General features: G+C 61.9%; 7 protein-coding genes. All 7 read left to right on the plus strand.

Features of this window, described 5'->3' with window-relative positions:
- Window positions 1–95: 95 nt before the first annotated feature.
- The 7 genes from bcsR to hmsP all read left to right on the plus strand — a co-directional run bounded on the left by bcsR (window position 96) and on the right by hmsP (window position 12,822).
- On the plus strand, window positions 96–284 hold the full coding sequence (gene bcsR / locus ABLV52_RS09130; protein WP_023291297.1) for a cellulose biosynthesis protein BcsR: 189 nt from the start codon (window positions 96–98) through the stop codon (window positions 282–284).
- 11 nt (window positions 285–295) lie between these two features.
- Window positions 296–1,027 carry a cellulose biosynthesis protein BcsQ gene (bcsQ, locus tag ABLV52_RS09135; protein WP_023291296.1) on the plus strand — a complete coding sequence of 244 codons (732 nt, stop codon included), beginning with the start codon at window positions 296–298 and terminating at the stop codon, window positions 1,025–1,027.
- Window positions 1,024–3,642 carry a UDP-forming cellulose synthase catalytic subunit gene (gene bcsA, locus ABLV52_RS09140; protein ID WP_023291295.1) on the plus strand — a complete coding sequence of 873 codons (2,619 nt, stop codon included), beginning with the start codon at window positions 1,024–1,026 and terminating at the stop codon, window positions 3,640–3,642. The genes bcsQ and bcsA overlap by 4 nt, the downstream gene beginning before the upstream one ends.
- A gap of 10 nt (window positions 3,643–3,652) precedes the next feature.
- Entirely contained in the window at window positions 3,653–5,998 is a 2,346-nt protein-coding gene (gene bcsB / locus ABLV52_RS09145) for a cellulose biosynthesis cyclic di-GMP-binding regulatory protein BcsB (protein ID WP_032429225.1), read from the plus strand.
- Between the two features lie 3 nt (window positions 5,999–6,001).
- A complete protein-coding gene (gene bcsZ / locus ABLV52_RS09150) occupies window positions 6,002–7,111 on the plus strand; it encodes a cellulose synthase complex periplasmic endoglucanase BcsZ (protein WP_023291293.1) in 1,110 nt (369 codons plus the stop codon).
- Entirely contained in the window at window positions 7,093–10,572 is a 3,480-nt protein-coding gene (bcsC, locus tag ABLV52_RS09155; protein WP_348890297.1) for a cellulose synthase complex outer membrane protein BcsC, read from the plus strand. Before bcsZ ends, bcsC begins: the two co-directional genes overlap by 19 nt.
- Before the next feature lie 243 nt (window positions 10,573–10,815).
- Window positions 10,816–12,822: a biofilm formation regulator HmsP gene (gene hmsP / locus ABLV52_RS09160; protein ID WP_064154933.1), complete on the plus strand. Its 2,007-nt coding sequence runs from the start codon at window positions 10,816–10,818 to the stop codon at window positions 12,820–12,822.
- Window positions 12,823–12,958 lie beyond the last annotated feature (136 nt).

Below are 12,958 nucleotides of genomic sequence, written 5' to 3' on the forward strand. Positions count from 1 at the left end.
ATTAAAGGTCATCAGTTTTAGCATGTACACCTGCTTTTTAAGGAAGCGCTGTATACGTCCTCTGGTTTAATAATAAATTTCGAACGGACAGAGATATGCCAGCAAAAGATCCTGTCGTACCCACGGACGCCACGCTGGGGTACACCTTTCAAAATGATTTTTTGGCGCTAAGCCGGGCATTTTCCCTGCCGGATATTGATTATCATGATATTTCGAGGCGTGAACAGCTGAACGCAGCGCTGAAGCGCTGGCCGCTGCTGGCAGAGTTTGCAGAGAAAAAATAAGGAAGCCGGAGATGGCTATTCTGGGGTTACAGGGCGTGCGCGGGGGAACTGGCGTCACGTCCATTACGGCTGCACTCGCCTGGGCGCTGCAATTGCTCGGTGAAAGCGTGCTGGCGATCGACGCCAGCCCGGATAATATGCTGCGCTTTTTTTTCAACACCGATATCCATCATCAGGACGGCTGGGCCCGGTCGCTGCTTGACGGCCGTGACTGGCGCGACGCGGGTCTGCGCTATACGCAACATATCGATCTGCTGCCGTTTGGCCAGCTCAGCGCGGGCGAAAGAGAAAACGTCGACCAGCTGCTGCCCACCCTGGGAGCGATGACGGAAGCGGTACAGCAGCTGCAGGGCCAGTACCGCTGGCTGCTGCTGGATCTGCCGGCGGGCTATTCGCCGTTGACCCGCGAGCTGCTGACGCTCTGCGACCGCTCGCTGGTGGTGGTCCATCCCGACGCCAACAGCCATATCCGTTTGCACCAGCAGCCCTTTCCGGCCAACAGCGATATTCTGATTAACGATCTGCGGGTCGGCAGCCAGCTGCAGGAAGATCTCTACCAGCTGTGGCTCGAGAGCCAGCCGCGGATCCTGCCGGTGACCATTCACCGCGACGAGGCGATGGCCGAGTGCCTGGCGGCAAAACAGCCCCTTGGGGAGTATCGCCAGGACTCTCTGGCGGCGGAAGAGGTGCTGACCCTGGCGAACTGGTGCCTGATCCACTATGCCGGCGGGAGGCCGGTATGATCCGCCTCAGCACGCTGCTGTTGGCCCCGCCGGTGGGGGAACGGCTGCGCGCGCGCTATGACGACTACCGGCAGCATGGCGCCTCCTGGCTGTCGGCGTCGCTTGGCTGCCTGTGGGCATCGCTGGTCTGGGCGCTCATGCCGCTGGAGACGCCGCGCTGGCAGGCGATTCTGGCGCACCATGACACCTATTTCCCCCATATTAATCCGCACCGGCCACGGCTCCTGGATCCGCTGCGCTATCTGTTGCAATCCCTGTGGCTGCTGGCGACCCGCGTGCCGGAGCCGGAGAAAAAGGTCAACTGGCGTTCGCTGGCGGCGCTGGAAGGGGTGCATGGTCGCTACGCGCAATGGATGGAGAAACTGCCTGAGCAGGTTAACGCCCGCACCCGCCATCTGGATAAACAGAAAGAGCTGGCGCACCTCAATCCTAAACTGCGCCGGGCAATCCTCGGGGTGGTGACCTGCTGCTCGCTGGTGCTGGCGCTGATGTGTATTACGCAGCCCTTTAACCCGCTGTCGCAATTTATCTTCCTGATGCTGCTGTGGGGCGTGGCGCTGCTGGTGCGGCGCATCCCCGGCCGCTTCTCGGCGCTGATGCTGATCGTGCTGTCGCTGACGGTCTCGTGCCGCTATATCTGGTGGCGCTACACCTCGACGCTGAACTGGAACGACCCGGTAAGCCTGGTGTGCGGGATTATTTTGCTGTTCGCCGAAACCTACGCCTGGGTGGTGCTGGTGCTGGGCTACTTCCAGGTGGTCTGGCCGTTGAACCGCCAACCGGTGCCGCTGCCGGAGGACATGGATCTGTGGCCGACGGTGGATATCTTCGTCCCCACCTACAACGAAGATCTCAACGTGGTGAAAAACACCATCTATGCCTCGCAGGGCATCGACTGGCCGAAGGACAAGCTCAACATTTGGATCCTCGACGACGGCGGACGGGAAGCGTTTCGCCAGTTTGCCAAAGATGTCGGGGTGCACTACATCGCCCGAACCAGCCATGAGCACGCCAAGGCCGGTAACATCAACAATGCGCTGAAATACGCCAAAGGGGAGTTTGTCTCGATCTTTGACTGCGACCACGTGCCGACGCGCTCGTTTCTGCAGATGACCATGGGCTGGTTCCTGAAAGAGAAAGAGCTGGCGATGATGCAGACCCCGCACCATTTCTTCTCGCCAGACCCCTTTGAGCGCAACCTTGGCCGTTTTCGCAAAACGCCGAACGAAGGCACCCTGTTCTACGGCCTGGTGCAGGATGGGAACGATATGTGGGATGCCACCTTCTTCTGCGGCTCCTGCGCCGTGATCCGCCGCGGCCCGCTGGATGAGATTGGCGGCATTGCCGTCGAAACGGTGACCGAAGATGCCCACACCTCGCTGCGCCTGCACCGGCGCGGTTACACCTCCGCCTATATGCGTATTCCGCAGGCGGCGGGGCTGGCGACGGAGAGTTTGTCGGCGCACATTGGCCAGCGCATCCGCTGGGCGCGCGGCATGGTGCAGATTTTCCGTCTCGATAACCCGCTGTTTGGCAAGGGGCTGAAGCTGGCGCAGCGCGTCTGCTACGCCAACGCCATGCTCCACTTCCTCTCCGGTATTCCGCGCCTCATCTTCCTCACGGCGCCGCTGGCCTTTTTGCTGCTCCATGCCTATATCATTTATGCGCCGGCGCTGATGATCGCGCTGTTCGTGCTGCCGCATATGATCCACGCCAGCCTGACCAACTCGAAGATTCAGGGCAAATACCGCCATTCGTTCTGGAGTGAAATCTACGAGACGGTGCTCGCCTGGTATATCGCGCCGCCCACCTTTGTGGCGTTGATTAACCCGCATAAAGGCAAATTCAACGTCACCGCGAAGGGTGGGCTGGTGGAAGAGGAGTATGTCGACTGGGTGATCTCCCGGCCCTATATCTACCTCGTGCTGCTCAACCTGGTCGGCGTCGCGGTGGGGATCTGGCGCTTTATGTACGGCCCGGAAAACGAAATTCTCACCGTCTGGGTGAGTATTGTCTGGGTGTTCTACAACCTGATTATTCTTGGCGGCGCGGTGGCGGTCTCGGTCGAAAGCAAGCAGGTCCGCCGGTCGCATCGTGTCGAAATGAGCATGCCGGCGGCCATCGCCCGCGATGACGGCCATCTGTTCTCCTGCACCGTTCACGACTATTCCGACGGCGGGCTGGGGATCAAAATTCACAGCGACGCGCAGGTGCTGGAGGGGCAGAACGCCAGGCTGCTGCTCAAACGGGGACAGCAGGAGTATGTCTTCCCGGTGCGGGTCGCGCGGGTAAACGGCAACGAAGTGGGATTGCAGCTGCTGCCGTTGACCAACCAGCAGCATATCGATTTTGTGCAGTGTACGTTTGCCCGCGCCGATACGTGGGCGCTTTGGCAGGATAGCTTCCCGGAAGATAAGCCGATGGAAAGCCTGCTGGATATCCTCAAGCTGGGATTCCGTGGTTACCGTCACCTGGCGGAGTTTTCGCCGCCGTCGGTGAAGGTCATTTTCCGCGCGCTCACCTCGCTGGTGGCATGGATAGTGTCGTTTGTACCCCGACGCCCTGAACGCGCCGCGCCGACGCTCTCCGCAGACCCGGCAATGGCTCAACAATGATGATAATGCGATGAAAAGAAAACTTTCCTGGATGTGTGCAGTAGCGGTGGGCATGTGCAGCTGGTATCCGCTGGCCTCTTACGCGGCGCCGGCCGCCGTGGTGAACCCGGCTCCTGGCGTTCAGCCGCAGGCGGCCACCCCGCCCGCGCCGGTGACGATTGGCGAGCCGACGGCGACCCTCGCCGAACCGACCGCTCCGGCGGTGGTCGCCGAGAATATCCCGCAGCGGGAGGTGAAGCTGACCTTTGCCACCATCGCGCCGCCTCCGGGCAGCATTGTGCTGCGCGGCTCACGGCCTGACGCCTCGGTCGAATTCGGCATGCGCAGCGATGAGCTGGTCGCCAACGCGCTGCTCAATCTGGAATATACCCCGTCGCCCTCGCTGCTGCCCGTGCAGTCGCAGCTGAAAGTCTATCTCAACGATGAGCTGATGGGCGTTCTGCCCGTCACCAAAGAGCAGCTGGGGAAAAAGATCCGCGCGCAGTTGCCGATTGACCCACTGTATATCACCGACTTCAACCGCATACGGCTGGAGTTTGTCGGCCACTATCGCGATGTCTGCGAAAACCCGGCCAGCAGCACGCTGTGGCTGGACGTCGGGCGCGAAAGCTATCTGGATCTCACCTACCAGTCGCTGAAGGTGCATAACGATCTGTCGCACTTCCCGGTGCCGTTCTACGATCCGCGCGACAACCGCCCGCTGACGCTGCCGATGATTTTCCCGGGTTCGCCGGCGGTGGCCCAGCAGCAGGCGGCGGCGATTATCGCCTCATGGTTCGGCAGCAAGGCCGGCTGGCGCGGCCAGCAGTTCCCGGTCTATTTCAACGAACTGCCGGATCGTAACGCCATTGTCTTCGCCACCAACGACAAGCGTCCGGATTTCCTGCGCGATCATCCGCCGGTCAACGCGCCGACCATCGAAATGATCGACAACCCGAACGATCCTTACGTCAAGCTGCTGGTGATTTTCGGCCGCGATGATAAAGACCTGCTGCTGGCGGCGAAGGGGATTGCTCAGGGCAATATTCTGTTCCGCGGCAGCAGCGTCACCGTGGACGGCATCAAAACCCTGCAGCCGCGGCAGCCATACGATGCGCCAAACTGGGTGCGCACCGACCGCTCGGTCACCTTTGCTGAGCTGAAAACCTATGAGCAACAGCTGCAGTCCAGCGGGCTGGTGCCGGATGCCATCACCGTGGCGCTTAACCTGCCGCCGGATCTCTATCTGCTGCGGGCCAACGGCATCGATATGGATCTGAAATATCGCTACACCATGCCGCCGGTGAAGGACAGTTCGCGGATGGATATCAGCCTCAACGACCAGTTCCTGCAGTCGTTCAGCCTTAACAGCTCCCAGGACGTGAACAAACTGATCCTGCGCCTGCCGGTGCTGCAGGGGCTGCTGGACGGCAAATCGGAGGTCACCATCCCCGCGCTGCGTCTTGGGGCGGTGAACCAGCTGCGCTTTGACTTCCAGTACATGAACCCGATGCCCGGCGGCTCCATCGACAACTGTATTACCTTCCAGCCGGTGCAGAACCATGTGGTGATCGGCGACGATTCGACCATCGACTTCTCGAAGTATTATCACTTTATTGCGCTGCCGGACCTGCGCGTCTTCGCCAATGCGGGCTTCCCTTACAGCCGAATGGCTGACCTCGCCGACACCCTGGTGGTGGTGCCGAAGGCGCCGACCCAGGGCCAGGTGGCGACGCTGCTGCAGGCGCTGGGCGGCATCGGTTCGCAGACCGGCCTGGCGGCGATTAATCTGCAAATGACCGACGATGGCAACCAGATCAAGAATAAAGATGCGGATCTGCTGCTGATCGGCGCGATCCCCTCGTCTCTCAAGGACGATACCAAAATCAACCTGCTGGTCGAGGCGACCAAAAGCTGGGTGAAAATGCCGATGCGCCACTATGACCTGGCGAGCATTTATCCCGATGACGAGGCCCGCACGCCCAACACCCGCACCGACATCACCTCTTCCGGACCGATGGCGGCAGTGATTGGCTTCCAGTCGCCCTACAACGATCAGCGTAGCGTGGTGGCCCTGCTGGCCGACAGCCCGCGAGGTAATGAATTGCTGACCAACGCCCTCAACGACAGCGGTAAGCGGGCGGCGATGTTTGGCTCGGTGGCGGTGATCCGTGAATCCGGCGTCAACAGCCTGCGGGTGGGCGATGTTTACTATGTTGGCCATCTGCCCTGGTTCGAGCGCATCTGGTTCGCGCTCTCTAACCACCCGATACTGCTGGCGATCTTCGCCGCGGTCAGTATCGTGCTGCTGGCGTGGGTGCTGTGGCGCATGCTGCGCATTATCAGCCGCCGCCGCCTTAGCCTGGATGATGAATAAACGATGATGAAAGTACTTTGCGGCGCGGTGCTCTCCGCGCTGGTACTGGCGGCGGGCCAGGCGAGCGCCGCTTGCCAGTGGCCCGCCTGGGAGCAGTTTAAGAAAGCGTACGTCAGCCCCGAGGGGCGGGTGATCGACCCCAGCGATGCGCGCAAAATTTCCACTTCCGAAGGACAGAGCTATGGCCTGTTCTTTGCACTGGCGGCTAACGATCGCGCGGGGTTCGACAAGCTGCTGACCTGGACGCAGAACAACCTGGCGGAAGGCGACCTGCGGCAGCATCTGCCGGGCTGGCTGTGGGGGAAAAAGGACGACGAACAGTGGACGCTGCTGGACAGTAATTCGGCATCCGACTCGGATCTGTGGATAGCCTGGGCGCTGCTGGAGGCGGGGCGCCTGTGGCAGCAGCCGCAGTACACCGAGACCGGGAAAGCGCTGCTGGCGCGGATTGTCGACGAAGAGACGGTGGCGGTGCCGGGCCTTGGCACGATGCTGCTGCCGGGAAAAGTCGGTTTTGCCGATGACAGCGGCTGGCGGTTTAACCCCAGCTATCTTCCGCCGCAGCTGGCCACCTATTTTGTGCGTTTTGGCGCGCCGTGGCCCACCCTGCGCGACACGAACCTGCGTCTGCTGCTGGAGACCGCGCCGAAAGGCTTTACCCCGGACTGGGTGCGCTATGAGAAAGGGAAAGGCTGGCAGCTGAAAACGGAGAAGCCGCTGATCGGCAGCTATGACGCGATTCGCGTCTACCTGTGGGTGGGCATGCTTCATGATGGCGATAAGCAAAAAGCGCGTCTGCTGGCCCGCTTTGCGCCGATGGCGGCGCAGACCACGGAACAGGGGGTACCGCCGGAGAAAGTGAATATCGCCACCGGTAAAACCAGCGGCCAGGGGCCGGTGGGCTTCTCCGCGGTGATGCTGCCGTTTTTACAGAACGACGAGGCCCGGTCGGTGCAACGACAGCGCGTCGCCGATAACTATCCCGGCGCGGATGCCTACTACAGCGCGGTCCTGACGCTGTTCGGTCAGGGTTGGGATCAACACCGTTTTCGTTTCACTGCGGGTGGCGAATTACAACCTGACTGGAACCAGGAATGCGCAAGCTCTCACTAAGTTTACTCACGCTGTCCCTCGGCGTCGCGCTGCTGCCGTTAGCGCAGGCGGCGACGACGCCCGCCCAGGAACATCTGCTGGAGCAGGTGCGCCTCGGCGAGGCCAGCAATCGTGAAGACCTGGTGCGCCAGTCGCTATACCGTCTGGAGCTGATCGACCCCAACAACCCGGACCTGATTGCCGCGCGGATGCGCTATCTGCTGCGCCAGGGGGATACCGCCGGGGCGCAAAAAGAGCTGGAGCGACTGACGAAGCTGGCGCCGGATTCCCCTGAGCTGAAGGCGTCGCGCAATGAGATGAAAAGCAACACCGGCGAGGGCCGTCAGGCGCTGCAGCAGGCGCGACTGCTGGGCGTGGCCGGGAAGGTCGATGAAGCCATCGCCGCCTATGAAAAACTGTTCGGCGGCGTGCCGGATGATGTTGATGCCGCTATTGAATACTGGACGCTGGTGGCGCGCCTGCCGGCCCGTCATAGCGAAGGCGTCAGCCAGCTGAAAAAACTGAACGCCAGCGCGCCGGGCAACGTCAGCCTGCTGACGGCGCTGGCGAAGCAGATGTTTGCCGATAACAAACCGCAGGAAGGGTTCGCCTATCTGGCGGAAATGGCCCGCTCAGCCTCAGGACGCGGTATCGCCGCCGATATGTGGTTCAGCGAAGTGAAAAGCATGCCGGTGAGCAAAGCCAGCGTGCAGGCGTTGCAGCAATTCCTGCTGCAGTTTCCTACCGGCTCGGTGGCGGCGAACGCCCGCGTCCTGCTTGACCAGCAGCAGGCGCAGCTGCAGGATCCGACGTTCCGCGCCCGCTCGGAAGGGCTGGCGGCGGTCAAATCCGGAAATACCTCGCAGGCGGTGGCGGATCTGCAGAAAGCCGTTCAGGCCGACAGCCGCGACAGCGATGCGGTGGGCGCCCTCGGCCAGGCCTATTCCCAGCGCGGTGACCGCGCGCGAGCTGTGTCGCAGCTCAATAAAGCGATTGCCATGGACCCCGACAGCCCGAACCGCGGCAAATGGGACAGCCTGCTGCAAACCAACCGTTACTGGCTACTGATCAAGCAGGGGGATAATGCCCTGAAGGCCGGCCAGCTTTCGCAGGCGCAAAACTATTATGCCCAGGCGCAGCGGGTCGATCGGACCGACAGCTATGCCGTGCTGGGGCTGGGGGACGTCGCGGCGGCGCGCAAAGAGGCGGCGGCGGCGGAGCGCTATTACCAGCAGGCGTTGCGCCTGGATCGCGGGAATAATCTGGCGGTGCGCGGCCTGGCCAACCTCTATCGCGCCGAATCTCCGGAGAAAGCCAGCGCCTGGATCGCCGGCCTCCCTCCCGCTCAGCGGCGGAGCATCGATGATATTGAGCGCAGCCTGACCAACGACCGGCTGGAGAAACAAGCGCAGGCCCTGGAGAGCCAGGGCAACTGGGCGCAGGCGGCGGAAGTTCAGCGTCGGCGCCTGGCGCTGGATCCGGACAGCGTGTGGATAACCTACCGTCTGGCGCGGGATCTGGTCAGCGCCGGTGAGCGCCAGGAAGCCGATGCGCTGATGCGGGCGATGGTCAACCGCCAGCCGCAGGATGCCGAACGGGTCTACGCCTCGGGGCTCTACCTGTCGGGGAACGACCAGGACGATCTGGCGCTGGCGCAAATCGCCGCTCTGCCGCGCAGCGCATGGACGGATAACATTCGTGAACTGGAGGCGCGTTTGCAAAGCGACCGGGTGCTGCGCCAGGCGAACCAGCTGCGCGACAGCGGCGAGGAAGCGCAGGCGATCGCCCTCATCAAACAGCAGCCGGCCTCGGTGCGCTATGACCTGACGCTGGCCGACTGGGCCCAGCAGCGCGGGGACAACCAGACGGCGATTGCCGACTATCAGCGGGTGCTGCGTCAGGAAGCCGACAACGGCGATGCGCGCCTCGGCCTTGCGGAAGTCTATCTGGCCGAGGGCGATAAACAGGCCGCCCGGGCGCAGGTCATGCAGCTGAAAGGCGCAGAGGCCGAATCCATGAATATGCAGCGGCGGGTCGCCCTGGCGCGAGCTGGCCTTGGCGATACCGCTGACGCCCAACAGATTTTTAACCAGATTGTGCCGCAGGCGAAGGCGCAGCCGCCCTCGATGGAGAGCGCGCTGGTGCTGCGCGATGCCGCGCGTTTTGCCACCCGGAACGGGGAGCCGCAGCAGGCGCTGACCCACTACCGGGAGGCGATGGTGGCCTCCGGCATCACCCCCGCGCCGCCGCAGGATAACGATACCTTTACCCGGCTGACGCGCAACGACAGCCGGGATGACTGGCTGAAGCGCGGGATCCGCAGCGATGCCGCCGACCTTTATCGCCAGCAGGATCTGAACGTCACCCTGGAACACGACTTTTGGGGATCCAGCGGCACCGGCGGCTATTCCGACCTCAAGGCGCATACCACCATGCTGCAAGTGGATGCCCCGCTGGCGGATGGCCGGATGTTCTTCCGCACCGACCTGGTCAATATGGATGCCGGCAGCTTTTCCACCCACAGCGACGGCAGCTACTCGCCCAGCTGGGGCACCTGCGGGGAGATCGCCTGTACCAGCGGCAGTAAAAATCAGACCGACAGCGGGGCCAGCGTAGCGGTCGGCTGGAAGAATGACACCTGGAGCGGCGATATCGGCACCACGCCGATGGGCTTCAATGTCGTCGATGTGGTCGGCGGCCTGAGCTACAGCAGCGACGTCGGGCCGGTGGGATACACGGTCAACGTGCACCGGCGGCCCATCTCCAGCTCGCTGCTCTCCTTTGGCGGGCAGAAAGACAGCAACAGCCATACTGGCACCACCTGGGGCGGCGTTCGCGCCGACGGCGGCGGTGTGAGCCTCAGCTATGACCGGGGCGAAGCGCACGGTATCTGGTCCTCGCTGGGGGCCGACTCGCTGACCGGTAAAAACGTGGCGGATAACTGGCGCGTGCGCTGGATGACCGGCTACTACTATAAGGTGATTAACGAGAATAATCGTCGCGTCACCGTCGGCCTCAACAATATGATCTGGCACTACGACAAAGATCTCAGCGGTTACACCCTCGGCCAGGGCGGCTATTACAGCCCGCAGGAGTATCTCTCGTTCGCTGTGCCGGTGACCTGGCGTCAGCGCACGGAGAACTGGTCCTGGGAACTCGGCGGATCGGTCTCATGGTCCCATTCGCGTACCCAGACGCAAGCCCGCTATCCGCTGCTGAACCTGATCCCGTCCGACTACCGGCAGCGCGCCAGCGAACTGACGGAGGAGGGCGGCAGCAGCCAGGGATTCGGTTACACCGCCAGAGCGCTGGTGGAGCGGCGGGTGACCAGCAACTGGTTCGTTGGCGCCGCGGTCGATATTCAGCAGGCGAAGGACTACACCCCGAGCCATGCGCTGCTTTACGTGCGCTATTCGGCGGCCGGCTGGCAGGGGGATCTGGATATGCCGCCCCAGCCGCTGGTGCCTTACGCCGACTGGTAGCAGAATAGGCTGAATTACGTCACAGAGCACCACTCCACGGCGCGCTTCGCGTATACTCGTGAGGCGTTGCCCACCGTCGGCCGCCGGGGAGGTCTCTCCGGCGTCTGCGCCACCGCGCGGAGCTATCCCGTCACTTCATCCCTCGCGGGCGTGGGCGAAGGATTTAAGTATATAATCAGCCTGAAACGACCGGGATTGAAGGATTAATGCCGGGTATGCATTCAGTATCAGTGGAGAACACCGTTGCGCGTCAGCCGTTCACTTACAATCAAACAGATGGCGATGGTCGCGAGCGTGTCCATGGCCTTTGTATTGGTTTTTTGCACTATTTTGCTGTTTCACTTTGTGCAACAGAGTCGCTTTACCACGGCCACGCAGTTAGAAAGTATCGCGCGATCCGTTCGCGAACCGCTGTCTGCGGCTATTCTGAAAGCCGATATTCCGGAAGCGGAAGCCATTTTAAGCCGTATCCAGCCTGCTGGCATCGTCAGCCGGGCGGATGTCGTCTTGCCCAACCAGTTCCAGGCGCTGCGGATGCGGTTTATCCCTGAGCGGTCGGTGCCGGTGACCATCACCCGGCTGTTTGAGCTGCCGGTGCAGATTTCGCTGCCCATTTATTCGCTGGAGCGGCCGGCCAACCCGCAGCCGCTGGCCTATCTGGTGCTGCAGGCCGACTCCTATCGCATGTATAAATTCGTCATGAGCGCCCTTGCTACGTTGGTGACTGCTTACTTACTTCTGGTGCTGATGCTGACGGTGGCGCTTACCTGGTGCATCAACCGGCTGATGGTTCGCCCCCTGCGGCGTATCGCCCGCGAGCTGAACGATCTCTCCCAGCAGGAGCGTCTTGGCCATCAGCTGACCCTCCCGCGCCTGCACCATGACGACGAGATCGGCATGCTGGTGCGCAGCTATAACCGCAACCAGCAGAGCCTGGTTCGCCAGCATGATGAGCTGTCCATCCAGTCGACCCGCTTCCCGGTCTCCGAGCTGCCGAATAAAGCCTTTTTGCTGGCGATGCTGGAGCAGACGGTGGCCCGCCCGCAGAGCGCCGCGCTGATCGTCGTCGCCTGTGAAACCCTGCAGGACGCCGCCGGCGTGCTCAAGGAGAGCCAGCGCGAAATGCTGCTCCTGACGCTGGTGGAGAAGCTGCGCGCCGCGATCCCGCCGCAGATGGTGCTGGCCCAGGTAAGCGGCTATGACTTCGCCATTCTCGCCGATGGCCTCGCCGAATCCTGGCAGGCGGTGACGATAAGTAAGCAAGTGCTCACTATTATTAATGAACGTTTACCGCTGCATGGTCTGCAGCTGCGGCCCTACGCCAGCGTGGGGATCGCCATGTTCCACCCCGGTCTCAGCGCCGAACAGTTTTACCGGCGCGCGGTCTCGGCCGCGGTCACCGCAAGACGCAAAGGTAAAAATCAGATTGAGTTCTTCGATCCCGAGCAGATGGAAAAGGCTCAGCGCCGCCTGATGGAAGAGCACGAAATTATGACCGCCCTCGACAACCAGCAGTTCGCGATCTGGCTGCAGCCGCAGGTGGCCTGCGCCAGCGGCGAGCTCTGCGGCGCCGAGGTGCTGCTGCGCCAGCGGCAGGCGGATGGCAGCTGGTCGCTACCGCCGGCGCTGATTGAGCGCATTGAGTCCTGCGGGCTGATAATCCCGGTCGGCTACTGGGTGATGGAAGAGGCCTGCCGCCAGCTGGCCGCCTGGCAAAGCCAGGGCATTATGCTGCCGCTGTCGGTCAATGTTTCCCTGCTCCAGCTGCTGGAGCACGACCGTGGCGAGGAGATGCTGAAGCTGATCGCCCGCTACCGCATTGCGCCGGGCACCCTCATCCTTGAGGTGACGGAGAGCTGCCGGATGGACGATCCGCAGGATGTGATGGCGCGGTTGCGGCCTCTGCGCGAGGCCGGCGTGCGGATTGCGCTGGATGATTTTGGCATGGGTTATGCCGGGTTGCACCAGCTGCAGCAGATGAAGGCTCTGCCGGTGGATATTCTGAAAATTGATAAGGTATTCATCGATATGCTGCCGGAGGATGTCAGCATGGTGCCGGCGATCATCCAGCTCGCGCGCGGCCTGTCGCTGCGCATTGTGGCGGAAGGGGTGGAAACGGAAGACCAGTCTCGCTGGTTGCAAGCCGCCGGCGTCGAGGTGCTCCAGGGCCACCTGTTCGGTTGCGCTTTACCGCAGGAGGCGTTCAGCGCCCGCTATTTATCCCCGGTCCGGGAAGATGCAAATTTGTAAATGTTTTGTTGACTTGTGCGAGTCAGCTCAAAGATTTTAACAATCGCGTTGCACTTTCGACGTTAGTTATTTCTGAAATGTTTCCAGGGTGTTATTTTTAAGCCACAGACGCCAAATATCCCTTCTTGCTCTGTGG

Source organism: Klebsiella sp. GB_Kp056, assembly GCF_040064755.1.
Lineage (GTDB): Bacteria > Pseudomonadota > Gammaproteobacteria > Enterobacterales > Enterobacteriaceae > Klebsiella > Klebsiella quasipneumoniae.

Coding starts and splice junctions, on each gene's coding strand:
- bcsR (WP_023291297.1), top strand. CDS start 96: ATGCCAGCAAAAGATCCTGTCGTACCCACGGACGCCACGCTGGGGTAC.
- bcsQ (WP_023291296.1), top strand. CDS start 296: ATGGCTATTCTGGGGTTACAGGGCGTGCGCGGGGGAACTGGCGTCACG.
- bcsA (WP_023291295.1), top strand. CDS start 1,024: ATGATCCGCCTCAGCACGCTGCTGTTGGCCCCGCCGGTGGGGGAACGG.
- bcsB (WP_032429225.1), top strand. CDS start 3,653: ATGAAAAGAAAACTTTCCTGGATGTGTGCAGTAGCGGTGGGCATGTGC.
- bcsZ (WP_023291293.1), top strand. CDS start 6,002: ATGATGAAAGTACTTTGCGGCGCGGTGCTCTCCGCGCTGGTACTGGCG.
- bcsC (WP_348890297.1), top strand. CDS start 7,093: ATGCGCAAGCTCTCACTAAGTTTACTCACGCTGTCCCTCGGCGTCGCG.